Source organism: Pseudomonadota bacterium (assembly GCA_026388275.1).
GTDB lineage: Bacteria > Desulfobacterota > Syntrophorhabdia > Syntrophorhabdales > Syntrophorhabdaceae > JAPLKB01.
In genome coordinates, this window is the sequence record JAPLKB010000034.1 from 44,302 (window position 1) to 71,292 (window position 26,991).

Annotated in this window: 20 protein-coding genes; 9 read left to right on the forward strand and 11 right to left on the reverse strand. The window is 42.4% G+C overall.

The annotated features are described in order from the left end of the window. Nucleotides 1-334 precede the first annotated feature (334 nt). From NT010_09180 to NT010_09195, 4 genes are read right to left on the reverse strand one after another with little or no spacing between them, the layout of a single operon-like run. Nucleotides 335-1,147, reverse strand: coding sequence for an ATP-binding cassette domain-containing protein (locus tag NT010_09180; protein ID MCX5806219.1), 813 nt, complete (start codon nt 1,145-1,147; stop codon nt 335-337). 3 nt (nt 1,148-1,150) lie between these two features. Then, complete coding sequence (locus NT010_09185) at nt 1,151-3,970, reverse strand: hypothetical protein (GenBank protein ID MCX5806220.1); 2,820 nt, start codon at nt 3,968-3,970, stop codon at nt 1,151-1,153. 3 nt (nt 3,971-3,973) lie between these two features. Beyond that, nucleotides 3,974-5,194: an STAS domain-containing protein gene (locus NT010_09190; protein MCX5806221.1), complete on the reverse strand. Its 1,221-nt coding sequence runs from the start codon at nt 5,192-5,194 to the stop codon at nt 3,974-3,976. A gap of 41 nt (nt 5,195-5,235) precedes the next feature. Continuing rightward, nucleotides 5,236-5,580 (reverse strand): TfoX/Sxy family protein, encoded by a 345-nt coding sequence (locus NT010_09195; GenBank protein MCX5806222.1) that lies wholly within the window; start codon nt 5,578-5,580, stop codon nt 5,236-5,238. 397 nt (nt 5,581-5,977) lie between these two features. Here NT010_09195 and rpsU point away from each other — a divergent pair, with 397 nt between their 5' ends. From rpsU to NT010_09235, 8 genes are all read left to right on the forward strand, one after another. Beyond that, the gene (rpsU, locus tag NT010_09200; protein MCX5806223.1) at nt 5,978-6,187 is read left to right on the forward strand and encodes a 30S ribosomal protein S21; all 210 of its coding nucleotides are present in this window, start codon (nt 5,978-5,980) and stop codon (nt 6,185-6,187) included. Further along, nucleotides 6,187-6,636, forward strand: coding sequence for a GatB/YqeY domain-containing protein (locus NT010_09205; protein ID MCX5806224.1), 450 nt, complete (start codon nt 6,187-6,189; stop codon nt 6,634-6,636). Before rpsU ends, NT010_09205 begins: the two co-directional genes overlap by 1 nt. 17 nt (nt 6,637-6,653) lie before the next feature. After that, complete coding sequence (locus tag NT010_09210; GenBank protein MCX5806225.1) at nt 6,654-8,954, forward strand: endonuclease MutS2; 2,301 nt, start codon at nt 6,654-6,656, stop codon at nt 8,952-8,954. Next, nucleotides 8,951-10,657: a DNA primase gene (dnaG, locus tag NT010_09215; GenBank protein ID MCX5806226.1), complete on the forward strand. Its 1,707-nt coding sequence runs from the start codon at nt 8,951-8,953 to the stop codon at nt 10,655-10,657. The genes NT010_09210 and dnaG overlap by 4 nt, the downstream gene beginning before the upstream one ends. A 14-nt stretch (nt 10,658-10,671) precedes the next feature. Beyond that, entirely contained in the window at nt 10,672-12,219 is a 1,548-nt protein-coding gene (rpoD, locus tag NT010_09220; GenBank protein ID MCX5806227.1) for an RNA polymerase sigma factor RpoD, read from the forward strand. Between the two features lie 84 nt (nt 12,220-12,303). Beyond that, entirely contained in the window at nt 12,304-13,452 is a 1,149-nt protein-coding gene (locus NT010_09225; protein MCX5806228.1) for an acyl-CoA dehydrogenase family protein, read from the forward strand. A 122-nt stretch (nt 13,453-13,574) separates the two neighbouring features. After that, on the forward strand, nt 13,575-14,366 hold the full coding sequence (locus NT010_09230; GenBank protein ID MCX5806229.1) for an electron transfer flavoprotein subunit beta/FixA family protein: 792 nt from the start codon (nt 13,575-13,577) through the stop codon (nt 14,364-14,366). 12 nt (nt 14,367-14,378) lie between these two features. Further along, nucleotides 14,379-15,359, forward strand: a complete 981-nt coding sequence (locus NT010_09235) for an electron transfer flavoprotein subunit alpha/FixB family protein (protein MCX5806230.1) — start codon at nt 14,379-14,381, stop codon at nt 15,357-15,359. Nucleotides 15,360-15,407: 48 nt separating this feature from the next. Here the strand turns inward: NT010_09235 and NT010_09240 are convergent, their stop codons facing one another. From NT010_09240 to NT010_09260, 5 genes are all read right to left on the reverse strand, one after another. Continuing rightward, a complete protein-coding gene (locus NT010_09240; GenBank protein MCX5806231.1) occupies nt 15,408-16,340 on the reverse strand; it encodes a DUF1848 domain-containing protein in 933 nt (310 codons plus the stop codon). A gap of 70 nt (nt 16,341-16,410) precedes the next feature. Then, complete coding sequence (locus NT010_09245; protein ID MCX5806232.1) at nt 16,411-19,641, reverse strand: type I restriction endonuclease subunit R; 3,231 nt, start codon at nt 19,639-19,641, stop codon at nt 16,411-16,413. A gap of 127 nt (nt 19,642-19,768) precedes the next feature. Further along, entirely contained in the window at nt 19,769-20,779 is a 1,011-nt protein-coding gene (locus tag NT010_09250) for a restriction endonuclease subunit S (GenBank protein MCX5806233.1), read from the reverse strand. Then, a complete protein-coding gene (locus NT010_09255) occupies nt 20,776-22,137 on the reverse strand; it encodes a putative DNA binding domain-containing protein (protein MCX5806234.1) in 1,362 nt (453 codons plus the stop codon). The genes NT010_09250 and NT010_09255 overlap by 4 nt, the downstream gene beginning before the upstream one ends. 126 nt (nt 22,138-22,263) lie before the next feature. Further along, on the reverse strand, nt 22,264-24,312 hold the full coding sequence (locus tag NT010_09260; protein ID MCX5806235.1) for a class I SAM-dependent DNA methyltransferase: 2,049 nt from the start codon (nt 24,310-24,312) through the stop codon (nt 22,264-22,266). A gap of 693 nt (nt 24,313-25,005) precedes the next feature. Here NT010_09260 and NT010_09265 point away from each other — a divergent pair. Next, nucleotides 25,006-25,317: a hypothetical protein gene (locus NT010_09265; protein ID MCX5806236.1), complete on the forward strand. Its 312-nt coding sequence runs from the start codon at nt 25,006-25,008 to the stop codon at nt 25,315-25,317. Nucleotides 25,318-25,327: 10 nt separating this feature from the next. On the opposite strand, the gene NT010_09270 is transcribed toward NT010_09265, so the two are convergent. Together NT010_09270 and NT010_09275 are read right to left on the reverse strand one after the other, a co-directional pair. Beyond that, nucleotides 25,328-26,206 carry a nucleotidyl transferase AbiEii/AbiGii toxin family protein gene (locus tag NT010_09270; protein MCX5806237.1) on the reverse strand — a complete coding sequence of 293 codons (879 nt, stop codon included), beginning with the start codon at nt 26,204-26,206 and terminating at the stop codon, nt 25,328-25,330. After that, the gene (locus tag NT010_09275; GenBank protein MCX5806238.1) at nt 26,190-26,990 is read right to left on the reverse strand and encodes a hypothetical protein; all 801 of its coding nucleotides are present in this window, start codon (nt 26,988-26,990) and stop codon (nt 26,190-26,192) included. The genes NT010_09270 and NT010_09275 overlap by 17 nt, the downstream gene beginning before the upstream one ends. Nucleotide 26,991 lies beyond the last annotated feature (1 nt).

The window sequence follows — 26,991 nt, forward strand, 5'->3', positions numbered from 1 at the left end:
ATACATACCAATTCTGTTTCAGACATAGCACCCAAGGGGTACCCGGGCATACAGGGGTTTGTTTAGCTCACACAGTGAGCGAGAAGGGGAGGCTCCGACGGCCGGGGCACCCACAGAGCGGGTCGTGGTGGAGGGGGCGACGCAAGCCCCGGGAATAGGAGAACATACGGATGAGTGAATGCGGAAGCTCCACATCTGAAGGTTGTAAGGTGTTAACCAGCCCATTCTTGGGCGCGAGGGGAAGGCTCCGACAGCTTTGCTGGTGGAGGGGGCGACGCAAGCCCCAGTAATAGCGGAGAGGCAACGAAGTTATATGATTGAAGGCTAATCGGTATCATAGATACTCTCTTCTTAACTGTTCAATAATATCATCTGTCAGTCTTTCCGATTTTCTCAACTCTGCGAACTTGTCGAGGAGGTCATCCACCGTGAGCCGCACCTTTTCCTTTTCTGAAATATCATCGATAATCCGGCCCTGGTGCATCATGATCGTACGGGTTCCCAATTCAAGTGCCTGCTGCATGCTGTGCGTTACCATGAGGGCTGTAAGATTCCCCCGTTCAATAAAGGTTTTTGTCAATTTAATGATTTGAGAGGCCGATTTCGGGTCAAGGGCTGCCGTATGCTCATCAAGAAGAAGAACTTGGGGCTCCCGTATTACAGCCATAAGAAGGCTTACTGCCTGACGTTGCCCTCCGGAAAGTGTACCGATGACAGTGTCTATCCTTTCCTCAAGTTGCATTTCAAGTTCTGCCAGCCTCTTTTTGAATAAATCCCTGCGTTCCCGGTTTAGTCCTAATTTCGGATAGTGCCGCTTGCCCCTGAGAAATGCGAGAAGGAGATTCTCGGCTATGGTCATGTCCGGGGCAGTTCCCATAAAAGGATTCTGAAAAACCCTCGCAATAGAATGAGCCCTTTTAAAATCTTTCTTTTTTGTAATATCTTCTCCTGCAAGCATAATGGTCCCGGAATCAGGCATTATCGCGCCTGCCACCATATTGAGCAGCGTCGATTTCCCTGATCCGTTGGTACCGATAACTGTGACAAATTCGCCTTCCCTGATTTCAAGGCTAACATCCTTCAACGCATAAACCTCATTAATCGTGTGTGCGTTAAACCTTTTATGAATACTGCTTAGCTCTATCATCATCTACCTTTTAATAATAACGGCCTTCTTCAAAAACTTTTCCGGTATAGTTACCCCGTATAGTTTTGCAAGCGCCATATGAATGCCTATTTTTTCCGGGGCACAATCCAAAATGGGGATATTCTTTGTTTCTTCTCCGCCGATTACCCTCTCTGCAATCCTTGCAGTCTCCACGCCTACTTCAAAATAGTCGGCGCCGATTGAAAAGAATGCCCCGCGTTCAATATCCGTGGGGTCGTTTGTAAAATAGGGTATTCTGTGTTCGCTCAGAATGGCTGCTATTGTTACAACGGCAAGCATCACCGTGTTGTCGCCGGATGTGAAGAAAACGTCTATTTTCTCATTAACAAGGGCAGCCAGGGCATCTTTTACTTCATCGGTTGTGCTTACTGTTCTTTCAATAAGCTCAAAACCCTGCTTCTTAGCCGCTTCCCGCGCCTTGAATGTACATGCTTCCGAATTTGCCTCAGCCGGATTCCAGATAATCCCGATACGTTTTGCCTTCGGAAAAATAGCCCTCATTGCCTTAATCGCTGATTCAACAGGCTGAAACGTAGCAACGCCTGTAATATTAGGAATATGTTCTTTGGGGGTTTTAGCAATACCCATTCGATAAGGGTCTGTTACTGCCCCGAATATATGGGGAATCTTTGTATTGCCGTTGGCCGCCACCTGAAGGGCAATAGTTGATGCAGTTACAAGATAATCATAATTCTGACGGACTATATCCTGCACTATGGCCTGGGCAATGGAATAATCGTTCTGGGCATTTTTCATATCCACGGTTATGTTGTATTTCTTTAATATGCCGCTTTTTTTCAACTCATCCATAATGCCGTCTGCAGTGACTTTCAGAACAAAGTTGTCAGAAAAGAGGAAGAGCGCAAGACGTCTCGTCTTTTTATCAATTTTTGCGTTGTCGCCTATAATGGCAGTTTCAGAGAGAATTTTCTGCGGTATTATTACACCAAGCTTTTTTGCTACGTCAAAGTTGATTCCTTTGGTGATTTTGGTGTATTTTTCAAAGGGTATGCCAGCCGGGTTCTCACCTTTTATGATACGGTCTGTAATACGGGCAGCCTGAATACCGCTCAAAGAATAATCATATCCGCAAGCGCCGAGAGCGCCGTCTTTCAGCCGTTCAACATCACTTATGAAAATAGGTATCTTTTTAGCTTCTGACGCCTTCACAATCGATTCGAAAGCTGAAAAAACAATATTATCTGTCGTTAAAACAAATGCGTTTATTCCTTTGCCGGCCAGTGAGGCTGCCGCCTGGTAGACTTCCGACGAGCCTGCAACTGTTGCACCGATGAAAGTAACATTCTTATTCAGCGCTATGGTTTCTTTCAGTTTTTTTACATTATATACGGCGTTTTCCTGGGATGGGTCCCATATGCATCCGACTTTAATTTTTCCCGGCAAAATTTCTCTAACCATTTCCATCATTTTATCTGAAGGCGCCGCTCCGTAAACCCCTGTCACATTGGGCAGATGTTCTGTTTCAGATTTGCCCGCACCAATTATAAAAGGATTTGCAACAGTAGCAAAAACTATGGGGCGGTCCTTTATCTTGTTTATGGCAGCCTGGGTACAACCGGTAGAAATGGGTAGTACAATATCGACTTTTTCATACAGGAATTTATCAAGTATGGAATTTACAGTAGTCATATCACCGTTTGCATTCTCAAGATAGTAGCTCACATTTTTCTTATCTTCATATCCGAGCTTTTTCATCTCTTCGATAAAGCTGTCGCGGGTGATATTGAGAAGAGCGTGGTCTGTCAACTGAACAATTCCGATGCGAACCTTTTTTGAAGAAGTAAGCGCTTTTGTGCTGAATAATTTATAGCCAAAGGCAACAGCGGTTATAATTACAATAAGAGCAGCAACACCTGTGATCAATTTCTTAACATTAACTCTTTTTACAATCATTTCAGTTGCGCCGATAATTTCTAAACCTCTGCCTGTCAGTACTTTCGGAGCGATAAGTATAAAGAGCACAAAAAGTGCGGTAATGAGCTTCAAATCTATGGGGTCCAAACCGACATAAAGAGCAAAGGCGACCATGAGCCGGAAAACAATGGAACCGATAATTATGCTCAATACTCTGCCGTAGACTGACCTCGTCCTGATGATTGATTCCCCGATGATGACCGCTGCAAGTCCAAAGACAACAGATCCTATGCCCATGCCGATATCGGCAAAACCCTGATACTGGGCTACGATGCTGCCAGAAATACCTACAAGACCGTTTGCCAGTGCAATGCCGATGGTTTTCATCATATTTACATTAACACCCGATGCACCGGCCATTGTCGGGTTATTACCCGTTGCCCTCATAGTGATCCCGAAATCTGTCCTGAAAAAAAGTGAGATAAGCGCCCAGAAAATAAAGATAACGGCACTAAAAACAATGCATATCCAGATTTCGTAGGGCAATCCCGGATTGAGTGTTTTTAAATAAGTGATAATGCCGGGGCGGTTGAGAAGAGGGATATTCGATCTCCCCATAATATGCAGATTGATCGAATACAAACCGGTCATGACGAGTATGCCGGCAAGGAGGCCGTTAATATTAAATCTGGTATGTATAAAAGCCGTAACAGCACCGGCGAATGCCGCAGCTAAAAAAGAAAGGGCCAGGGCTGCAAAGGGGTTTACCCCGGCAACAATAAGCACGGCTGTTACTGCTGCCCCGGTAACAAAGCTCCCATCTACCGTAATATCGGGAAAGTCATGTATCCGGAAAGTTATGAAAACACCCATGGCCATAAAAGCATACAAAAACCCGAGGTTTATGGCACCGACCCAGAGTTCCATTGTTCAGGCCTCAAGCTCCACGATTGCAGCCATGCCGGTTGAAAACTTTGAAAGACCGAGAAGATGCTGGATTTTATATATCTGATGTTCGTTAAATATACGCATCGTCTCTTTGTCAAAATCAGCCATATTTTTACTGACAGGTGCCTTATCAAAAATGCCCCCGTGGATATGGAAGTTGTTCCCTTCCGGAATGAGGAATGCATTCTCACGAGCCAGGCATGAACGTTCCCTTACGGCAATACCCGTTGCAATAACAATGTTGTTTATATATGACGGCTCAAGTGGATAATCGATCCAATCGGAAAAATTATCGCTGTCAAAGATACTTTTCCCGTTTGCCGGTTTCCGGTCAATGACAGGTACCTGCTTAATATGCATGCCCCAGATTCCCTTGCTTTCTGCCAGTATACAAACACCGAGGATATCCGCACTGGAGATCGTAAAAAAACTCCGGATCAGAGAAGATAAATCAACAGGGGTATTTTCCCCATGAAATGAGAGAACATATCTATGGTCCCCGTTAAAGCCAAAACCATGGAAAAATCTATAGACAACACCTGGGTTTTTATGGGCATCAATCAGGAAATCAACAGATGAGTGTTTTACGGCTGGATAAAAAAAGAAGGCGTTGTTCACCACCATGGATTCCCCAAAGAGAAACCTGTATTCATCGTATGTATCTCCCAGCGCCGCAAGGCCGCAGCCAAACTGCATATCTGTTGGTTTCACTGCTATGACATCCTCTTCGGTAAATGAAGAGTCTGCCGTTTTATCCTGTTTCCCGGCAACGAAGAGGGGGGATAATTTCTTTTCCTTGCTTTCGATGTACTCTATGGCTATCCCGTCAATTTTACATGCAATAATGTCTGTTCCCTTATTATCTTTACGGAACAGCTCCTGCACCTCTTCTCTGTCTGTCACCATATGGAATAATGCAACAAGGCCGCTCATTTTAAATATTTCAAAAACAGGCTCTGTAACGCCTGAGAGGATAATTTCTCCTCCCGCCTTTTTCAACAACTTCTGTGTGCTGATAAATACGCGGAGGCCTGCACTGCTTATATAATGCACTGCCGCCATATCAAAAATAAAAGTGTGCTCACCTGAGAGGATGAGCTCATCGAATACCTTCTGAATGTCAGACGAACTAAGCGAATCAATGCGCCCTTTTGCAGTAATGCACTTAATAGGGCCTTCATTTGTTACAGTACATTCAAACATATTCGCAAATGTATCATATTATGCATTATTATTCGAGACCCTTACTTTTTTACATTCTGCTTTGGAGGTAATGATCGGGCATATTCAATTCCTTTATACAGCCAATCGATCAGATCCACATCTGATTCATATCCCTCGGATGAAATCATTACCCAGCCCTTCATAGACCTTCCGGTAATGTCAAACTCTCTTGCGTGAGGTTTTTTTAATGATTCTTCGTAAATATAAGGACCAACACGCACAATGATGTCATCATTCAATATGCCGCAGGCCATATTGCCGTTGAATAAAATGCATATACCTCCGAACATTTTCTTTTCATTAAATCCATGCTCTTCTTCTAAAATTTCACGAATTCTTTGCGCTAAACCTTTATCATATGCCATGTAATCACCTTCCCTTTGTTTTAACAGGCAATAACCTGGTGTTGTTTCAGCCCGATATTCTTTTATGCACCTGTCAATTTGCTCCATTAACGTATAGCGGGTATTGCACTGCAAGGTAAAATTTCTCAAATATTATGATTAACAAAATAGGTTGTCAAGAACAATGGTATTGACATAGTTCTTCATTTCCGAATTACCTCCCCCCTGATCCGGCAAACTGCTCCTTACTTTCAACCGCCTACTCATAAATGTGTCTGCTGATTTAACCTTGCAACCGATGTTTATGCGGCTCGACTTGAAAAGTACAATTCTGTTGACTTTAGTCTCTATTTCGGGTTTAATTAGCTAATTTAATTTACATATTATAGATACCATGTATGGAAGGAGGGAAAGATGAATGCCAGCAGTTATTGTAAGAGAAGGAGAATCTTTCGAAAGTGCCCTTAAGAGATTTAAAAAACAATGCGAAAAAACAGGGATTTTATCTGAGATTAAGAAAAGAGAACATTACGAAAAGCCAAGCGTAAAAAAGAAGAAAAAAATGCTTGCCGCAAAGAAAAGAGCGTTAAAAAAGCTTAAGAGAGTAATGGACAAAGGTCTTTATTAATGGAATTCAGATCAAATATTGAAGACAGTCTTAAGCAATCCTTAAAGCAAAGAGATGCCTTAAAAGTATCAATTCTTCGTATGCTCCTTGCCGCTATCAAGAATAAGGAAGTTGAAAAGCTCAGAGCACTGACAGAGGACGAATTTTACGGTATCGTAAAAACATCGGTAAAGCAGCATATTGATTCAATAGAAAGTTTTAAAAAAGGCAACAGACAGGATCTTGTAGATAAAGAAGAAAAAGAGCTCGAAATGTTAAAAGGGTTCCTGCCTGTTGCCTTATCAGATACAGAACTTCTGACAGAAATTGAGGAAACCATAAAAATAGTAGAAGCAAAAAACCAGAAGGATATGGGGAAAGTTATTAAACACCTTATGGAAAAATATCCTGGAAGAATCGATGGAAAGGCATTAAGTGGAATGGTGCTTAAAAGACTGTCTTCTCTGTAAGATAGTCAAAGCCACCCATGGTTGATAAAACATTATCATACCTCGATTATTTAAAACTCCTTGATTTATTTAAACAATACTCTGCAACCCCCTTTGCTGCAGATCTTATATCAGCGCTAAGGCCTCTTAGCGCTATCGAAGAAATAAAACTCAGACAGAACAGAATTGAAGACATTATTGAGATTATAAAGTGGGATGGGAATATTCCTCTGTCCTATATTGCTGATATCAGGGATGTTTTGAAGAGGACTTTTATTAAAGACTCAATCCTTGAGACAGGTGAATTTTTGATGATGTCAACCTTTTTAAGGACTTGCGACGATATTGTCAGGTTCTTAAAAAAGGCGCACGTTAAAGGACAATACATAGAAACAATTCTGGAAAATGCTAAGCCATTTCCTCATATCCTTTCAAAAATACTCAAGACCATCAACCCTGACGGGTTTATTGAAGACACTGCAACATATGAATTGTCTAGGATCAGAGCAGACTTATTCCTTTTCAGGGGAAAGATAAAAAAACAACTCGAAAAAATCATGGAAAGGGAAACGGTAAACCCAGTACTACAGGATTTCTATGTCTCCATTCGAAACGGGAGATACGTTATACCTCTAAAACCAAACTTCAATCAGTTTCTACAGGGCATAGTTCATGATTATTCTCATACGCTGAAGACATCTTTTGTTGAACCGGTAGAATGTGTAGATATGAACAATAACATCAACATGCTTGAAAAGGAGGAAAAGGAAGAGGAAAAAAGGGTCCTAAAAGAATTGACCGAATATATCAGGACCTATGCCAACGACCTGAAAACAGACCTTGAGATTGTTGCAGATCTTGATTTTTATCAGTCCCTCGCCTTATTCAGCATAAAGTTTGACTGTACAAAACCGGAGGTTGGTCCAGATGAATCCATAGACATCAAAGATGCTAAAAACCCTTTTATAGCAATATCAAAAAAAGACCGGACTATCCCGATAGATATTTTTATGGAACCAGGCAAGAAAGCAATGATTATAAGCGGCCCGAACGCCGGCGGCAAGACTGCTGCTTTAAAAACAGTTGGACTCTTATCCCTTATGGCACAGACAGGTTTATTCATTCCGGCATCCGGTAAGCCAAGGTTACCTGTTTTTAAAAATGTTTTTGCCATTATAGGGGATGAGCAGGATATTGCTATGGAACTTTCCAGTTTTACTGCGCATATGACAACTGTAAAAGACATATACGAGCATGCCGCTGGAGGAGAACTTATCCTGATTGATGAAATCGGCGGGAATACAGAACCGCAGGAGGCTTCTGCCCTTTCAATGGGCGTTATTGATGCCTTTGTTGAAAAAGGGTGCAGGGTAATTGTCACAACTCACCTGAATCTTTTAAAAGCCTATGGCTACACGAAACCCTTTGCTATAAATGCAGCCACGGCTTTTGACACGGAAAAGATGAAGCCGCTTTATAAGTTGACCTATGGAATGGCAGGGTACAGCAATGCAATCAGTGTTGCAAAAAATATTAATGTCCCTGAAAGGATTATCGAGAAAAGCTATGAGTATCTGGGAACACAGGAACATATGCTCAACGAGCTTGTAAGCGCATTGGAAAATGCAAGGAGAAAGGCTGATGAAGAACTTGCAGAGCTTAAAAACACAAAAGAAGAAATAAAAAAGAGACTTTCTCTGGTAAAGGGTAAAAAAGATGAAATTATAAAAACATTTGAAGAAAAATACAATCTCAGGTTATTGGAATTAGAAGTAGAATTGGAATCAATAAAAAAAGAGATTGCAAAAAATGAAAAAATGTCTATAAAGATAAGTAAGGAAAAATTAACATCTTTAAGAAATAAATATGTTAAAAATCCGATAAAAAAAACTGATGATATTAGGATAGGTGACTATGTATTTGTGAGCAGCATGGGGGGAAATGGTTATGTTACAAACATCGATAAGGGGGGGGACATGTATGAGGTTGTCATAGGAAACCTCAGAACAAAGATCCACAAAGCTCTTGTCAGTAAAACATCAAAAACAAAAGTACCCAAACCGGTCAGGAAAGAAGCAGAGATCGTCGTAAACGTTCAGGATACTGAAGTATCCGAGTTGAACCTCATGGGGCTGAGAGTCGAGGAAGCATTGGAAGAACTTGACAGGTTTATGGACAAGGCCATTGTCCGGGGCATATCAAAGGCAAAGATTATTCACGGAATAGGAACAGGCAGGCTGATGAACGCAGTCAAAAACCGTCTTCTTGAAACAAAGTACATAAAAAATATTGAAAGAGACGAAAGAAACGCAGGAATAACATTGGTAGAGCTTTTATGAGATCAACACTGGAAGAACTACTTCACAGGGTAAATATTGTGGATGTTATTTCCCAACATGTTAAACTAAGGAAAAGCGGCAAAGATTTCAGTGGCTTATGTCCATTTCACAGTGAAAAGACACCATCTTTTACAGTAAGCATTGAAAAACAGATATATTATTGTTTCGGATGTCATGAAGGGGGTAATGTAATAAATTTTCTGATGAAATTCGAAAATATGACCTTCCAGGAAACCCTTGAAAATCTTGCACATGAATACGGGGTTGAGATTAAAAAAGGGGGCACAAAAAGGTCGAATTCATTTGATGCAATGTCGAAACTGGCTGATTATTACCACAATAATATTAAGAACAACAGGGTTGCGCTTGAATATCTTTCCAGGAGAGGAATAACCTCTGATGTTATTGATGAATTTAAGATCGGATACAGCGACAGGTCAAGAAATTCGATCCGGACATTTATAAAAAATTCTGGAATACCAAGAGATGTCCTTTTAAATACAGGGATTTTAAGGTTAAAAGATACAGAAATATACGATATGTTCATGGGCAGGGTTGTAGTTCCAATTATTGATGTTAATAAAAAGGTGATAGGCTTTGGAGGAAGAACAATTGAAAAAGAAGGATTTCCAAAATATATAAATTCTCCGGAATCTCCTATCTTTTCTAAGGGTACATCGTTATTCGGCATTGACAAAACAAGAAAACACATAACCGAAAAGAATGAAGTATTTATTGTTGAAGGGTACTTCGATTTTATTGCTTTATATACGGCAGGTTTGAAGAACATTGTTTCCACACTGGGTACATCGGTAACAGAAGAGCAGCTTATCAGATTAAGAAATTACACGGATAATATAACCCTTATGCTTGACGGCGACGAGGCTGGTATAAAAAGTGCCCTAAAGTTGATAGGCCGGCTTTCTGATATGGATATTAACGGAAGTATGGTTGTTTTGCCCGATGGTCATGACCCGGATAGCTTTATAAAAAAAGAAGGGATGGATGCACTGAACAAATTGATCAACACAAAGAAACCAATAATGGATTATTATTTTGACTATTGTATGGCAAAATGGGGAGTAGGAACAATGGAAAACAAGAACCGGTTTATAAAATCGGTTCTGCCTTACATAGAAGGCATAAGAGGCGGTGTAAAAAAAAGACTTTATATAAAGAGATTGTCGGAATTAACAGGAGTGGAGGAATACCATTTCAGAGAAGGACTGGAGGAAAGGAGAACTGAACAACTATCCGGTAATTATATTTCATCCAGTATTATCGAGAGAAAGGTTATCGGGGCTTTGATGGGCAAACCCGGAATGCTCGGGATATTAAAAGAAAAGGAGGTGATAAATTATATAAAAGATGCCGAAATAAAAGAGATATTGATGAATATGTGTGACTTCTTTGATGAGAAAGGTACCATGGAGGTAAACAACTTTATTAACGTCCTTGGCACGGATAGCTTGAGGGATTTAGTAACAAATGCTGTTTTTGATGTGGCAGGTTATGAGGATAATGAATTAGAGAAGGTTTTACAGGACTACTTCAGACATGTAGAAAAAAATTCCATAAAAGATAAAGCAAAGAAAATTACGGAAAGGCTTTTGGAAGCAGAAAAAAGGGGAGATGAAAAGGAGATTATGGAGCTTCTTAATGAGAAGAGAAAGGTACTGGCATTCTTCAAAACCAACCAATAAAAAGAGAGGTGAAAATGGCCGATAAAGCGAAGATATTTTTTCCTTCTGATGAAAATCAAGAAAACAAAAAAATGTATCTTATCGTAAAAGGCAGTGAAAAACCTGAAAGCATATTCGATGACATGGAACTTTTCGATCTGGAAGGGGAAGCCGAAACAAGCCTTGTAGATACTGAAAGATTTGAAGAGGTCTTGAACGCTGAACTTGAAGAAGTTTATATTGATGAACTGACCAACCCCATCAGACACTATATCAAAGAGATGGCCGATCTTGCATTGCTCACACGTGAAGGCGAAAAAGAGATTGCCATTAGAATGGAAGAAGCCAAAGAAGAAATCAGAAAAATTATTGTTTCTTTCCCTGGTACAGTTAAAGAATTGCTGAATGTCCTGTTATCCCTTAAAACAACAAATACAAAGATAAAAGACATAATTTTCGGTAATGACGATGAAGACGAAACAGAATGCGACATGGAATTGCAAAGAGAAAAGATAATTGAACTTCTTGAAGGGCTGAAAAATGTTTATCTGCAATTTAAAGACAACAGCAAAGGCAATAGAACAAAATACAGAGCAAAAGTAAAGGCAATAATAGGCGAAATGAATTTTGGTAAAAAAATTACCGAGAATATTACTTGTAAAATAAAAAAGTATGTAGAAAGAATTTGTAAAATAGAAGGTGATATAGAAAAATGTTGCAATGCCGGCAGCAAAGATATGGAGACACAGTTATCTACACTACAGAAAAGGCTGGAAAAAATTGAACAGGAAGCAGGGGCTTCGGCTAAGGAACTCAAGTCCTATCTGAAAAAGATTGAAGATGCCGAAAAGAGATGTCTCTGTGCAAAGAACGAATTGGTTAAAGCCAATCTCAGATTAGTTGTAAGCATTGCAAAGCGATATATAAACAGAGGGCTTTCTCTCCTGGATATAATTCAGGAAGGCAACATAGGTTTGATGAAGGCAGTAGACAGATTTGAGTACAGGCGGGGTTATAAATTCAGCACTTATGCCACATGGTGGATCCGACAGTCGATTACAAGGGCCATAGCCGATCAGGCAAGAACAATCAGAATTCCGGTCCATATGATTGAAACTATAAATAAAATTGTAAAAGCATCGAAGGAGCTTGTGCAGAATCTCGGCAGAGAACCTCTTCCCGATGAAATAGCAGAAGAAATAGGGTTTTCTACAGACAAGGTGCGGAAGGTTTTAAAAATAACAAAAGAACCTATTTCTCTTGAAGCACCGATAAGCGACGATGACGATACTCACCTTGCTGATTTTATTGAAGACCGGCGCGCGCAAACACCGCAGGATTCTGCCATATTCTATGATCTTATTGAACAATTAAACATAGTGCTCGCCACACTGACACCAAAAGAAGAAAAGGTGGTGCGCATGAGGTTTGGTCTGGGAGAAAAGCACGATCATACCCTGGAAGAGGTTGGACAGGTTTTTGACGTAACAAGAGAGCGGGTGAGACAGATAGAAGCGAAGGCATTAAGAAAACTGAAGCACCCTATGAGAGCAACAAAATTGAGAGGTTTTGTTGAAGCATAGCAAGTATTTTGCTTGACAAGTCCGATCCATTTTAAATATTGTATACAATATTAGTATTCTATATTTTTCAAATTGGGGATTATTATGGACTTTCAATTAACAGAAGTACAAGGTTTTTTTAAGAAAACTGTTGCTGATACAATTGACAAAATAGTTGCCCCCAGGTCCCAGGAAATAGACGAGAAGGATGAATTTCCATGGGAGCTGTGGAAGGAATTTGCAAGGCTGGGCTATCTCGGATTACGTTATCCTGAAAAAATGGGCGGTTTGAATGCAGATATGATTATGTGCATGACTTTTTATGAGGAGATTGCCCGCGGCTCTGTCGGTTTTGCCCAGAGTGTTATCATGAATATCCTCATGGGAACATATTTCATATTCCGTTTTGGAAGCGACGCAATCAAGGAACGGTGCCTTTATCCGGCAATGAAAGGTGAAAAGATTGCCACAATGTGCTTCACAGAAGATCAGTCAGGCTCCGATCTCGGCGCCACAAGAACAATGGCTGTTCGGGACGGAGAAGGCTGGCGGATAAACGGAACGAAGATGTGGATTACAAACGGACCTATATGTGATTTCTGTACTGTCCTTGCCACAACAGATCCTTCAAAAGGACTGAAGGGGTTGAACTTTTTTTTAGTAGAAAAGGGAACGCCGGGTTTTTCAAGCGGCCAGATTATCCACAAACTTGGGTGCAGAGGCACTGTGACCGGGGAACTTGTATTCGATAACGTATGGGTGCCTTATGAAAATCTTCTGGGCGAAGAGCCTGGAAAAGGCGTATTTTATGTAAGCGATATACTGGACGAAGTACGGTTAATGACAGGCGCAATGGCTCTCGGCATAGCAAGAGGCGCATATCGTGAAGCATTGGAATTTGCAAGAAAAAGAGTGGCCTTCGGGCAACCTATAGGAAATTACCAGTTGATAAGAGAAAAATTTGCCGATATGGACACTATGATTAATGCGTCAAGACTGATGATTTACTATGGCTCGTGGCTGTTGGAAAACAATATGGAAAGCAGGATTGTTGCCGCTGAAGCAAAAATGTACGCAACAGAAACATGTCTTAAGGTGGTTGATGAATTAACAAGAATTTACGGTGCTAACGCCTTCGCCTATGAATACAAGTCACAGAGATATTTCAGGGATGCGCGGTTCCTCCTTTACGGTGGAGGAACACATGAAGTCTTGAAGGATTTTATTGGAAAGGCTATAATAGGAAAATTGTAAATTGCAAATATTGAATTTAGAATTGCAAATTTAAAAATCCATATAAAATTAATCGGTTTTTTATTTGTAAGTCCTGAATTTATAATCTGCAATCTCAAATTGCAATAAGGAGGCTTAATAAGTTGAAAATTCTGGTATTTATCAAGCAGGTTGCTGATACAGAGGCAAGAATTTTTATAAAAAGCGATAAAAAATCGCTTGAGATTGAGAATAAGTATAATATGAATTTCTTTGATGAGTTTGCTGTTGAAGAAGCTATAAGCATCAAAGAAAAAAAAGAAGGAACCTGGATCGGAGTTTGTACGTATGGTCCCAGGAGGGCAATTGAAGCATTACGAACAGCGATTGCAATGGGCATTGACCAGGCGTTTTTACTGGATAATAATGGTATAAACGGCGACGACCCTTTGATTACAGCAAAGATTCTGGCAGGTTTTGCCAAACAGGAAGGTTTTGATCTTATCTTGTGCGGCAGACAGGCAATTGATGATGAAAGTTCGAACATCGGAATAATGACGGCTGAATTTCTGGGTATCCCTCATGTAAGTGCGATTATGAAACTGGATATTATCGACGAAAAAAAGGTATTGGTGGAAAGCGAGATAGAAGGCGGCAGAGAAACCGTAGAAGTACAATTGCCGGCGCTTTTTACTACCCAGAAGGGGCTAAACGAGCCGAGAGTCCCGCTCATTACCGGCGTGATGAAAGCAATGAAAGCGGATATACCTTTAATAGATCCTTACTCACTGGGACTTACACGGGAAATGATAGACACATGTGCAGCAAAAACAAATATACTCTATTATGAAACCCCGGAAAGCAGGCCTCCTGTCAGGATTATCGAAGGGAATACACCGGAGGAAAAGGTAAGAGACCTGATAACGGTTTTAAAAGAAGAAGCAAAAGTTTTATAAAGAGGAGCGGATATGTCAAGAGGTGTTTTTGTATTTATAGAATGTAAAGACGGCGCAATCCGGAAAGTTTCCTTCGAACTTCTGTCGAAGGCAAAGGAAATTACTGAGAAAATTTCATCAGCTTCATATGCGGTGCTTTTAGGCAGTAATATAATTCAGATAGCAGAAGAATTAAAGGCCTATGCCGACAAGATTATCGTGGTGGATAAGGAAATTTTAAAGGAATACCGATGCGATGCCTATACACAAGTAATGGAATATCTTGTAAAAAAATATAATCCCAAAATGGTTTTCGGAGCATCCACTGTAACCGGTAAAGACCTTTTCCCGAGGCTTGCTGCAAGGCTGGAAATGCCCATAGTGTCAGATGCAATCGGCATTGAATTTGAAGGCGAAGAAATGAAGATTAAAAAACCGCTTTACGGAGGTAAAATTATTTCATGGGTTACATTCAAAGGCAGTAAAAATACGCTTTTAACATTCAGACCCAATACTTTCCTGATTGAAAAGAAGATGCTTAACGGTGAGATCATAGAAGAAACAATGGATGTGCAGAAAGACACGAGAATAAATGTTCTTGGCATACAAAAGGCTATTACGAAAAAAATTGATCTGCAGGAAGCTGATTTTATTATTTGCGGCGGCAGAGGCATGAAAGGTCCTGAAAATTTTCAGGCTCTTGAAGAAATCGCAGATATCATGGAAGGAAGGGCAGGAGCTTCCCGTGCGGTTGTAGACGCCAAATGGAGAGATTATGACGACCAGATCGGAAAAAGCGGCAAGACCGTATCTCCGAAGCTCTATATTGGCTGCGGCATATCAGGCGCCCTTCATCATACAATGGGCATGGACACATCGAAAGTGATCGTTGCAATCAACAAAGACCCCAATGCCCCGATATTCCAGTATGCTGATTACGGTATTGTTGACGATGTTTTTAATATATTGCCGGTTTTGAAAGAAGAATTGAAGAAGACAAAAGAAGAATTATAAGGGACATATTCGTAGTAAACAACCAGGATCAGTCGTGACCCGACCGGTTCAAAAAAGTCCCTTTTGGACTTTTTTGCAGCTTGCAGTTTTCCTCTCGTGAATTTTGTCCTCCGGGCCAATAACCCCGAAAAGCAAAGGCGACTGCGGATCATGGGCTGCATAATTACGATGAACCCGGTTGTGATTATAGTTGGCATAACAGTACAAACATTCATGGGCACATGTGTTATACGTCCCGATATCGACACTTGCAACACAGCCGCATTCCAGCCTTTGTGTCGGGTCCTTTTTCACATTAAGGACAAAGCCTGAGATTTCCTCAATAAGTTTATCGTCTATACATTTTCCATGAATAATTCCGTATTGTGTCAGATCAATTATTTCAGCACAGCTTGTCAACTCAATATTGTATTTGGAGGATATCCTGCTGAGAATTGCTGCCATTTCGATCATCTGCTCCGCCTGAATCTCAACTATTGGAACAGATGCCATGTTCCGCTTTGATTTTTTGTACATATCGACAAAGCTTATGACACACCGTTTAGTTTTTCCCGATAATTGCCGTGCTATCTCTTCGAACCTGCCTGCATGATATTTTATATTTAGTTGCTCACTCAGAATTATAGGGTCATATCTCCAGATAACCCTGCCCTTCCCTATCATATCCGACAAAGCACGGAAAGTTGAGACTGCTTCCTGACACGAGGGAACATTCGGCTCCAACTTTTCTCCATAGCCGGTAAGAGTATACTGGAAGTAGAAGTTGTAGCCTCGCAGCCTGTGGAGTCTGTCCATTATTCCGGCGGGATTCTTAGACCAGAACACAATGCAGTCAACAGCTTCCGGGGATAGATTTATCCGGCTCACCTGATGCCGGTTCATTGGATTACGAACCAGCAAATATCTCTCATCAATTCTGTTATAAAACCAGTCGGAGAAAAATGCCGGTATATCGGTTCTTCTGCTTGCGCTAATTATCATAATTTAATCCGGTAAATTCCCTTACTGCTGAGGCAAGGATGAAGATTTGGAGTATTCACACAAAGTCTGTTTAAGCGGCCCACTTAACCTTTCTCATGGAGTATTCATAGATCAGATCAAAAACATTGCTGCATTTACTTTGAAAAAGATTTTTATCGTAGCTTTCCGGCAACGATCCGTCGAGCACCTTTTCCACTGCTGTTCTTACCTTCTCCTGAGTCTGGCTGTCTTTGTACCAGTCCTGAACAAGAACCTTGGGTCGTCCGCTTGTTAATCTCTGCAGGAGCGATCTTGCGGCAAGCTTTACCTTCTGTGCCTCTTCCTTTGACATTTTTTCCTTTTTCAGGATGTCGAAAATTTCAAGTTCATCTTCCGACAAACCCTCACGGACTGCCCGTTCTTCTTCGTCTTTCAACCCTTCAGTAAATTTTACAAGCTCATCAAAGTAATTCTCAGTGGACGAGCCTCCTGAGTTGTATCGGTCAATTATTTGCTGGAGCTTCTGAGCAAAATCAGCCCTTGTTGAGTTCCTTCCTATCATCTGTTCCAGTTTATGCTCAATGAAAATCCTGAGATCGGCAATCTCGATATTCTTGTATTCCCTCTTCTTAAAATCTTCCTTCAATTTCTGAAAATTGATCTTGCTCAAATCTAATGAGCGGCCTTTGTGGATTATTTGAAATTCCGTCACACGGTCGGCGCCGGCAGTATTCCTATCGGCAGTTACAACGCTTTCGTCGAGGAGGGTCGCTATTCTTCTTTTTGCTGAATCAATGTCCTGCTGTTGGATGATGCTGTCGATAACACCGCGCAGATATTGAAATACAGGCACAAGAGGCCGGGTTTTGTCGCTCAGTATCTCAGGTTTGCAGGCCTCATAAAGTGCAGTAACGGTATTTTCATAAACTGTAAATTCCTTCTTCCACTCATCTTTCTCCAGTATTTTATCGGCAAAACAATTGAAGGCCTCGATATTCCTGAATATCTCGTCATTTCCAAGTATCTCTTCAAGATCAATACCGATGTCAGCACAGAACTGACTGCTCTCGTTCAATGCATCATCCAGGAGTTTGAAAAGTTCGTCTTTTTCCTGAACAGGCATATCCTGGGGCCTTCCTTCCGTTCCTGCCGCATAATCGGCCAGAGCTTTTTTCATGTTCCTGAAGACGTTGTAATAGTCGATAATTTCGCCGTTCTTTTTGGCGATATCATTTATCTCATGCGATGTGACCCTGTTTGCCCTCGCGATGGCCTGCATGAGTGTATGGTCTTTCATGGGCTTATCAAAATACATGGTGGATAGGGTGTGTACATCAAAACCGGTAAGCCACATGGCGCAGACAAAGACGAGTTGAAGCTGATCAAAGGGGTCTTTAAAGCGATACTCGATGTCATGACCCTGCTTGTCGAGGGCGTTCATCTTCTTGCGATGTGGTCTTATATCAAGTTGCTGGGCATCGAATTTCTTTTCTTCGCCTGCCTCTTCACTAACTATCACGGCCATTTCCACACTTCGCATGTAATCGACGGTTTTTCTAAGCCGGTCCTTCACAGCATCGTCCTTTGCTTTGGCAATCTGACCTATAAGGCGCTTTATCTCCTCCTTCCAGTGTGCCTGCACCTTGTCATGCATCTTCACGGCAGTGAATTTATCGACGCAGACAACCATGCCTTTTCCCAGATAGCCTCTTTGCGGAAAATGGCAGACAATATCCTTCGCTATAGTCTCCAGCCGGTCATCCCTTTTGATGACTTCAATTTCGGTAGCAAACTCTTTCTCCAGTTTCTCCTGCTGCTTCTCGTCAAGATTCTCGTCTTCGAGTATCCGGTAGAACTCTTCGCTCAAATCCTCGTTCTGTATCAGCACCTCAGGAACGCGCTTCTGATAGAAAAGGGGCACCGTGGCTTCATCATCTACAGACTGGACAAAATTGTACTCGCTCACATAGTCGCCGAACCAGGCATTTGTCTTCCTCTCTCTTCCGAGGAGCGGCGTACCAGTGAAGGCAATATACTGGGCATTGGGAAGACCGGCCCTCATATTCTCTGCCAATGTAAGATATTGTGTACGGTGGGCTTCATCGACAATGACAATGATATCCTTCCGGTCGGAAAGGAGAGGATATTTCTTCCCCTGGGGCCATCGAAATTTATGGATGAGTGTAAAAACAATCCTTTTATTCAGGGAAAGGAATCGGCGCATCTCTTCACTGTCTTTCGGTCTCGCCGCTTCGTTCTTCTTCACCGTCATTGTATCAAGAAAGCTCCGGTATATCTGGCCGTCAAGGTCATCCCGGTCGGTAATCACTACAAAGGAAAAATTACCTGTATATTTCCTGAAGATCTTCCGCACAAAGAAGATCATGGAAAAGCTCTTGCCCGCGCCCTGGGTATGCCAGAAAACGCCTAATTTCCCTGCTCTTTCCTCGCGTGCCTCAAAAGACCGGATGGCCTTATTGACGCCGATAAACTGGTGGTTCTGGGCAACAATCTTGTTTGTGTCCCGATAGTAGAGGATAAAGTTCTCAAGGTAATCCAGTAAACGCTGCTGATCGCAGAGGCCCTCGATAGCCCGCTCAATGCTTGTCCCTTCTTTCTTCATTTGCAGCCGGTCTACCTTTTCCCGCTCATCATCAACGCGAAGCCAGGGGAAGAAGTGCTCCCACTCTGAAGTGACGCTGCCGACCTTTGTCTCAATAGCGTTTGAAAGGATGCAAAGTCCGTTGTACTGAAAGAGAAGTGGTATGTCGTGGCGATAGTTAATAAGGTTGTCGTCATAGGCATTCCTGAGCGCAATGTTTGAGTTCTTCAGTTCAATGAATACAAGCGGAATGCCGTTCACATAGAGAAGTACATCGGGCCGCCTGAAATATCGCTCACCTTTGACCCACAACTGCGTAACAACAAAAAAGTCATTCTTTACAGGATTGTCAAAGTCAATGATCTTGACTCTTGGCCGTTCTTTCTTTCCCTTGCTGTTTTCGTATTCCACAGGTATACCGTCACGAATAAGGTTGTAGACCTCTTTATTGGCAATAGCCTGGGACATGGCGTAACGCCTCGCTGTGAGTTTGGAAATGACCTCGTCAATGGCTGTTTCCGGCACGCGGGGGTTAATCTGTTTTATTTGCCTTTTAAGGATGTCAAATAGTACGACTTCGGTCTTATTGTCCCGCCCGGAACCATCCTTGAGAGCGTCCGGTTCTTTGGTGAAGCAATCCATATGCCGCCAGCCGAACTTTTTTGTAAGAAGGTAGGTGATAGCTTTTTCTATCTGAGTCTCAGAAATGAAGTTAGGCACCGGATTCGCCCCCTTCGGCAGACTCAGAGTTCCCCATGCTCGGCGGAAAATGGATATCCAGGTCTTCGACAGAAAGTTTGCCGGTAATGAGGCGGGAGAGGAGGATGTTGCGGGAGGTTACCAACATTTAATTCCTAATGAAAAGGTTCCTTTTCATGGTAAAGATACATTTCATTGTATCATCGAATATAACCAGCAGCGATGGTTCAGGGACATAGACTATACTTGAATACGCCTGATTTCTGTTAAGGCCTGGAACCGCAGCGTCACTATTTAGAAAGTTCAAACCTTGCAACAAAAAGAACAGGTAATAGAGACTAATGGCTGATTTCACGTAATAAACTGTATCAATTGGATAGAAATCACTGTCGGACCAACTTACACTCCCAACGTTTCCTTTGCGACCAACAATTATACCCGGACCATTAACGATATGTTTATTGTGATATCCTACAACTCCACTAGAACCATAAACTGGAAATGGACCCTGTATTCTCTCATGTTCCTTCAGAGCTTTACCATAGGCAAGCTCAAGAACCATTCCCAACCGCAATGTTTCCCACTCCTCAGGCACACCCTTATGAAATTTTACCTTCTCATGCCCCGGGAAGCGCATACGCACAAACCATTCCCGGTAAATTTCCTCAGCCATCTTTTCCAGAATGGCAATCCGGCGATTATTGTTTTCAATCAAATCGTCATAAGCGGAGAGGATAGCGGCAATTTTGCGTTGGATGGGGAGAGGTGGTTTGGAAATCCATAGATTATTCAAGATTCCCATTGTAAGAAACTTGGTTGTTGCTCCGGTGGATGTTTGCTCGAAGGATTTTAAAAATAACTTGAATGATTCATAAATATAGCGGGTATTTATTTCGTTACGATCTTTTGGTTCAATAATATAAGTTCTTTGGTAAGCATTAAATTTCCCTTTATAGTACTTGAGGGGAAATATGCCATCTGCGTTATTACCTGCAAGCAAAACACACTCAGTATCAAACGCACATTTATTGATTCTGTATGTTTCTTGGGCACATGTGAAAAAGGGATATTTCCCGTCTGCCTCGGCAGCATTCGAATCCAACTTGCCCGTTTTAAATGTGACAAGGTCTTTTGCCTTAATACGAGCCCACCCCTTCATTCTTTCCCCGCAATCTGCCGGATATTTTCCCCTTGTGCTGTGAGTTTGTATTTCTGCAATCTGCTGTTGGGACTGTCCGGGATCGTCATCTCAATCAACTTGGCAGCCAAAGCAGGCTTAATATACAGTTCTCTAAAAGATTTTCTATCCTTTAATTGCAGGGCACTTTGCAGTTCATCACGGTTCATTTCCCTTTTAATGACTGTGAGCAATCGTACCACTTGGGGGGTGACTTGGGGGGTGACTTGGGGGGCATATTCCAGACCTTCCGAATACCCCTCTTCGTAGGGGAAGACAATACGTGTAAAATTTTCTGAGAACTGAAACACGGAGGCGTCGTATTTTTGAAGAATACGCGGGATACCTGAGCCGAGATATTCAACAAGATCAAGGTCTTTAAAAACCCGCATCAATTCCTTATTGCGGGGAACTGAAATGCCGGAAAAGAAGTCATCTCTGTTCAAACCGAAAGGCAGCCCTCCCGTGGAGGTGATTTCCATACGGTCCGAGAATAACTCGAATTTTGGAGGAGCTTCATAGGAATAATTGTTATGGACAATTGCGTTGATCACCGCCTCACGTAGCGCTGTTTCATCCATCATCCGTTTTTGCAGCCGCTGTTTGGAGGTAATTTTTGTAAACGTCCTGTTTGCCACATCCAGTTTGTCCAGCACCTGTTTGGTGGCCTTCACAAGACAGCAATAGCCGTATTCGTTGTTTTCGGCAAGATCAACGCGGGTTTTGCCGTTATACCGGGCAACTTTAATGGATATGCCGTTTTTGTCGGATAACAGATAAGCCGCGTAATTGTATAGTCCGTCGGGCGTCAACAGTTCCAGGGTGGCGGCAAAATGCTCATTGAGGTGAAACCCCATTTCCTGATAGTAAATTTTTAGTTGTTCAAACGAGAGTTCTCTTTTGGGCGAACGCATCAGCCCGATGGAATTTCTCGAACGTCCGGCAAACATTTCTTCGATCATCCTTGAGGACATTGGTTCCGCCGCTGAACCGACGCGGATAAAACAACCTTTTTCCGACATGCCCAGTTTTTTGATATGGTAAGGTTTCTCCGGTCCGCTGGCGATATTGATTTTGATGATGTTTTTATCGTCCATCCGTCCCAGTAATACGTCAAACAAGCCCAGTGTTGACGGTGCAATATTATTTTTAATCCGGTCTTTTATTTTCAACTGAACTGCATCAGCATCAGTGACGTTCCACACGGTCTGAGTCTTGCTGTCAATACCGATGTAAATAACGCCGCCTTCGCCGGTGTTGAGAAAAGCAACCACTTCCTTTTCCAGTGTTTCAGAAAGTTCGCGTTTGTACTCAATGTGTTTTGATTCGACGAAACGCATTACTTTTGCCCTGCCTTTTTCTCCGGCAAATAAATCCTATACCAATAAGTAAATATTTTTAACTTAGTCAAATCATTGGCAATAAGTCAACATAATTGCCGTTAATTTGATTCTCTGCCAGGCTTGTTATTCTCCAGCAAGCTGTCTGATGTTATGATTTATAATGTCTTCCAGCTCTCGTGCCTCTTTATTCAGCTTGTTGAGTTCATCGTTCATTAAAACAATTTCTTCGATGAATTCTTCCTCGGTTTTTCCGTCCTCTTCAATGACGACACCCACATACCGGCCCGGATTGAGGGAATAATCCTGTTCCTTTATTTCGTCAAGCGTGGCAAGTTTACAGAGACCTGTCACATCCTCATATCTTGAATCGGGGAACCGCTCCTGAAGCCAGTTGATGTGAATAAAGAAATATTCGGCGTCCTTTATCTCTTTGTGGAGGATGTCCAGATCAACTTTTATTGTTTTTGCTTCTTTGCTATTGCCATGTTCTTTTTCAAGAAGGCGCATCTTTTTGTCTATTGTCTTGAGTATTTCATGAATGACCGCAAAGAATGGTGCAAAAGCAGCAGCCAATGTCCGTTGCGCACTGTTGGCCTTATCTATTTGTAGGGAAAGGTCGCAACCGTTCCCCACAGTATCCGTGCAATGTCCCGCATATGCAGCCTCTAATATTCTAATCTCTTCGAGACGCGCCGCAAAGTCTGGTAATTCGTTTTTCTTATATGTTTTGAGAAAGTCGCCGATGGCCTTCGATACCTCCACTATCTTTTCCTTGTTTTCCTTCAACCGTTCCATGCCTGCTTCAAAGTAGCGGTCAATAAGGCGGATAAAGCCCTTGCGGTCGCCTCTCTGGAGGCGGCTGATTATGGCGATATCGAGTATCTGCTCGTCTGAGAATTCTCTGTGGGCACGGTCAACCTGAGTGAAAATATTGCGGGTGTCAATAAAGAGAATGCGGTTATCCGGCTTGGCCCTGTCGAAAAACCAGAGCGTTGCCGGGAGCGTTACCGTGTAGAACATGTTTGAAGGCAGGGTAAGCATTGCATAGATAAGGTTCTCTTCGATTAGCCTTTTGCGAATATCAGCCTCGCTGTGGCGGGCATCTGACGCTGAATTGGCCATGACAAGGGCTGCCCGGCCTGTAGGTTTCAGGGAAGTGGCAAAGAGATTAATCCAAAGATAGTTGCCGTTAGGCACCGTGTCTTTGCCTTTATCCTTCTTGCTCTGCTTTGATTTATTACGTGGTACACCGTATGTGTTGAAACGCCTGTCTTTTTCTACACGGCTCAAATTCACATCATCCACATTAAAGGGCGGATTGGCAAGAACATAATCGAACTTTTCAAAGCTTTCAAAAAGGTCTTCATAGTATGTGTTAGCCTGTCTTATATCGCCCCTCAGACCGTTGACAGCAATATTCATCTTGGCAAGTTTCACCGTTTCAAGGGTCTTTTCCTGACCATATACAAAGAGGCTCGACTCTTCGTTTTCTGCAAGCTCTTTACTGCGATGCTCCACAAATTTCGCCGACTGGACAAACATGCCGCCGGAGCCGCAGGCAGGGTCAAAGACGGTACCATTATAAGGCGCTACGATATCAACCATTAGGCGGACAACAGAACGCGGGGTAAAAAACTCCCCGCCGCCCTGTCCTTCAGCCATGGCAAAATTACCAAGGAAATATTCGTAAATCTGGCCGAACATGTCATAAGAAGCATCCCTGGGGATATTGGAAAAGTTCTTCAGAAGCTGGTTGGGGATAGTCTTATCGGTACGGACAAGACGTAAATACTCATCCTGGGGAAGCACTCCTTTCAATTCTGGCTTATACTCTTCAATAGCTTCCATGGCTTTTTTGATAGCCTTGTCCACTTCCTTGTCTTCGGATAAACCGAGAAGATAGTCATATCTGGCATGGTCAGGCAGATAAAAGCCGCATCTTTCCACAGCTATCTGACTTATCGGCTTTTCCCGTCTGGTGCCTTTCAGGCTGTTGTATTCCTCTATAATCTCTTTTTCGTAGTTACTGTAACGGTTATCGGCAAATTTCAGGAAAATAAGGCCCATGACGGGCGTAGAATATTCGGAGGATTTTAGGTCAGAATTAGCCCGCATTGTATCCGCTGATTTCCAGAGTGTTTCTTCAAGTTTTTTCAATTCTTCACTGGTCATTTCCCGAACCTTTTCTCATGTCGTTGCGCATTGTTTAAACCCTTAATTTCTATAGCTTCAGGTTCCTAAACCATATATTTTTGTCACATCTTTGCGAATCAGTCACCGGTGCATCGCTTAAGACAGATAGACAACGTTCAAGTCCTTTGTAACTGAACTTCTGGGGCCAAATTTTGCAATCATACATGCCCTATTCATCGGTCTCAAAACATCCAACAGGTAATAGTCTATAACTCATATTATTCAGCTCACAACTTTCCGTTGACACTGTGTCAACCAATTTCAAAATCTCCGTAAAACCAATACAGACAAGCATATCCACAACATGCATTTTGAAAACTGTGTATTCAGGGTTTTCCTAAATTCTAACTTCCCAATTCTAAATTTACAATGTGTAATTGAAACCGCCCCTTTTTCCTGTATGCGAAAATTCTACCCCTATGAGATGGAAAATACAAACAATTTCAGTTTGGATGTTGAACATTATCTTATTGTAGGGATTACAAGTAATATTATCTTTATTGGAGGTATACCGGTATCAGATTCAAAACCATGTCCTCCGCCTTTCTTCCATAACTGTGATGAGTAACAACTCACAGTTTTCATTTCGCAAACATTTTTCTGCCACTGTGGCAGAAACTTCCAAAATCTCTGTAGAACCAATACAGACAAGGTATTGCAAGAAATACTATTTTGAAAGAGAAGCTGGGCATTTCGAATGGGTTGAATCCAAAATTCCCAATTCTACTGGAAAGAGGCTCATACCCCCCTCACCCCGCCCTCTCCCCCGAAGGGGCGAGGGAAAGTAGTAACCCTGCAGCAAGCTGCATCATTTGGATTGAAACCGCCCCTTTTTCCTGTATGCGAAAATTCTACCCCTATGGGATCAAAAATACAAACGGTTTCAACCTGAATGTTAAATGGATTTTTAATTCAAGCATTGAAATAACGCCTTCCCCCATCCCCAACACTTCCTATCCCCCGCCTCCATCAAAAACCGCTTAATTCTTCCCCATCAATGCAACCCCGCAAAGGCTGCATTTATCCGCCCCAGGGCAGCATCAAGATCAAATCTGCTCCGTTCTGCAGGGGTGAGTACCTCATAAAGTTCTTCTTTAATGCGTCCTCTCATATCCTGAATCTCACCAGTACTTCTTCCAAGGTTAAGGCTGTATCGGGCAAGGTCTGTATCTGCCTTGTCCTCTTCAAGTTTTCTTTGGAATAGGGTTAATACTTCCGGTTCCGTAACATTAAAATCGTTTCTGATGATATAGTCGATATCGTAGAAATCACGCGGGGCAATGGTTTCCCTCGTTGCCGCAGCCCGCAGTTTTTCAGCAACGATCTCTTTGAGGGTCAGGCAGAAGACCTCTTTTGTATCAAAGAGCGGTTCCCCGGTAAAGGGGTGGAGAAATCCGTGCTGGACCTTTTTTCTTTCCGGTGTGCAGATCGGGTTGGAACGCAGTCCTATTTCCATCTTGATCTTTGATTCAACGGGCAGGACAGCAGACTTGTAGAGAAAGTGATATACATACTGTCTTGATTCATTGCGTCCCGCCTCTTCCGTGTTGTCAATCCTCATGTCGAATTGTGCGGCATATGCCTCGATGCCTTCCTTTACCGGCTCAATACACTTCCTGCGTATTGCCCGTGTTGCCGCATCTGCGGGCAGGCGCATGGTGAAATCAAGGTCCTCGCTCAACCGGTAATAGGAGAAATAGATTTTGTTCAGACAAGTTCCTCCTTTAAAAACAAGGTCAGGGCTCAACTCATTAAGGCGGGAGAGGACAAGGGTCAAGTAATAATCCTTTTCTACAAGGGTCAACAGAAAGCCCGTTTGCATGGCCACCTGATTCAGGGTTCTAACAAAGTCATCCTTATTTCTGTGGAGCATTGACAATGACCCTCCACGTTTTGTTCAATGTGCCTTTTCGTGAATCCGTCAGGGAGCTTATGGCAGTTTTCTTCACGCTCTCTATTAATGGAGTCAGGGCAGTCTCTACAATGCCGAGGCTCTCAAGGACAACTCCTATCCGTTTTCTTACCGTAGCATTGGGAAACAGTGATGCACACTCAACAAGTTTACTTATGTCACACCCCTTTTCTCTTATCATCCTTGTCAGAATCTCAACGGCCCTCTCGACACCACCAACTGGTCTGTTAAAATATATAAGATCAACAAGCGTTCTCTCTTTGGAGCTGGCTTGTACATCCGTGTTGTCCACTCTTATAGTCTCGATCCCGTACATCCGGTCTTTTGAAACCTTCAAAAATTTGAACGAGGCGCCGCAAATGGTACGCTCCTGAAAGAGGGACGTGTTGAGCACATAGACGGTCTGAAAGAGCTGATCTGTAAATCCATAGTAATTAAACATGGTCGAATATCCGATGTAATAGCCTTTTCGGGGAAAGAAAATTGGCGGAATGAGGAATTCGTTGACCCGCAGGCCCGTGGAGATTGCCTCCAATGGCGTAAACACATAAAACCCGCGTTTGATGGGGGTAAGTATCTTCTTTTGTTTTAAGGTATAGACAAGCTGGTTGCGGTACTTAAATTCCGGCGGCAGAAAGCCGGTTATGTCGGCAGCAGATAGAATGGTCTTCTTCTCGTATGTGAGCCGGGCAACAAATTCGGCTTCCTTTGGCCCCAAACCGCTGAATGTATTTTTATTAGTCATA

Coding starts and splice junctions, on each gene's coding strand:
- NT010_09190 (MCX5806221.1), bottom strand. CDS start 5,194: ATGTTTGAATGTACTGTAACAAATGAAGGCCCTATTAAGTGCATTACT.
- rpsU (MCX5806223.1), top strand. CDS start 5,978: ATGCCAGCAGTTATTGTAAGAGAAGGAGAATCTTTCGAAAGTGCCCTT.
- NT010_09195 (MCX5806222.1), bottom strand. CDS start 5,580: ATGGCATATGATAAAGGTTTAGCGCAAAGAATTCGTGAAATTTTAGAA.
- NT010_09235 (MCX5806230.1), top strand. CDS start 14,379: ATGTCAAGAGGTGTTTTTGTATTTATAGAATGTAAAGACGGCGCAATC.
- NT010_09180 (MCX5806219.1), bottom strand. CDS start 1,147: ATGATAGAGCTAAGCAGTATTCATAAAAGGTTTAACGCACACACGATT.
- NT010_09275 (MCX5806238.1), bottom strand. CDS start 26,990: ATGACTAATAAAAATACATTCAGCGGTTTGGGGCCAAAGGAAGCCGAA.
- NT010_09205 (MCX5806224.1), top strand. CDS start 6,187: ATGGAATTCAGATCAAATATTGAAGACAGTCTTAAGCAATCCTTAAAG.
- NT010_09185 (MCX5806220.1), bottom strand. CDS start 3,970: ATGGAACTCTGGGTCGGTGCCATAAACCTCGGGTTTTTGTATGCTTTT.
- NT010_09255 (MCX5806234.1), bottom strand. CDS start 22,137: ATGCGTTTCGTCGAATCAAAACACATTGAGTACAAACGCGAACTTTCT.
- NT010_09270 (MCX5806237.1), bottom strand. CDS start 26,206: ATGCTCCACAGAAATAAGGATGACTTTGTTAGAACCCTGAATCAGGTG.
- NT010_09250 (MCX5806233.1), bottom strand. CDS start 20,779: ATGAAGGGGTGGGCTCGTATTAAGGCAAAAGACCTTGTCACATTTAAA.
- dnaG (MCX5806226.1), top strand. CDS start 8,951: ATGAGATCAACACTGGAAGAACTACTTCACAGGGTAAATATTGTGGAT.
- NT010_09225 (MCX5806228.1), top strand. CDS start 12,304: ATGGACTTTCAATTAACAGAAGTACAAGGTTTTTTTAAGAAAACTGTT.
- NT010_09260 (MCX5806235.1), bottom strand. CDS start 24,312: ATGACCAGTGAAGAATTGAAAAAACTTGAAGAAACACTCTGGAAATCA.
- rpoD (MCX5806227.1), top strand. CDS start 10,672: ATGGCCGATAAAGCGAAGATATTTTTTCCTTCTGATGAAAATCAAGAA.
- NT010_09240 (MCX5806231.1), bottom strand. CDS start 16,340: ATGATAATTAGCGCAAGCAGAAGAACCGATATACCGGCATTTTTCTCC.
- NT010_09210 (MCX5806225.1), top strand. CDS start 6,654: ATGGTTGATAAAACATTATCATACCTCGATTATTTAAAACTCCTTGAT.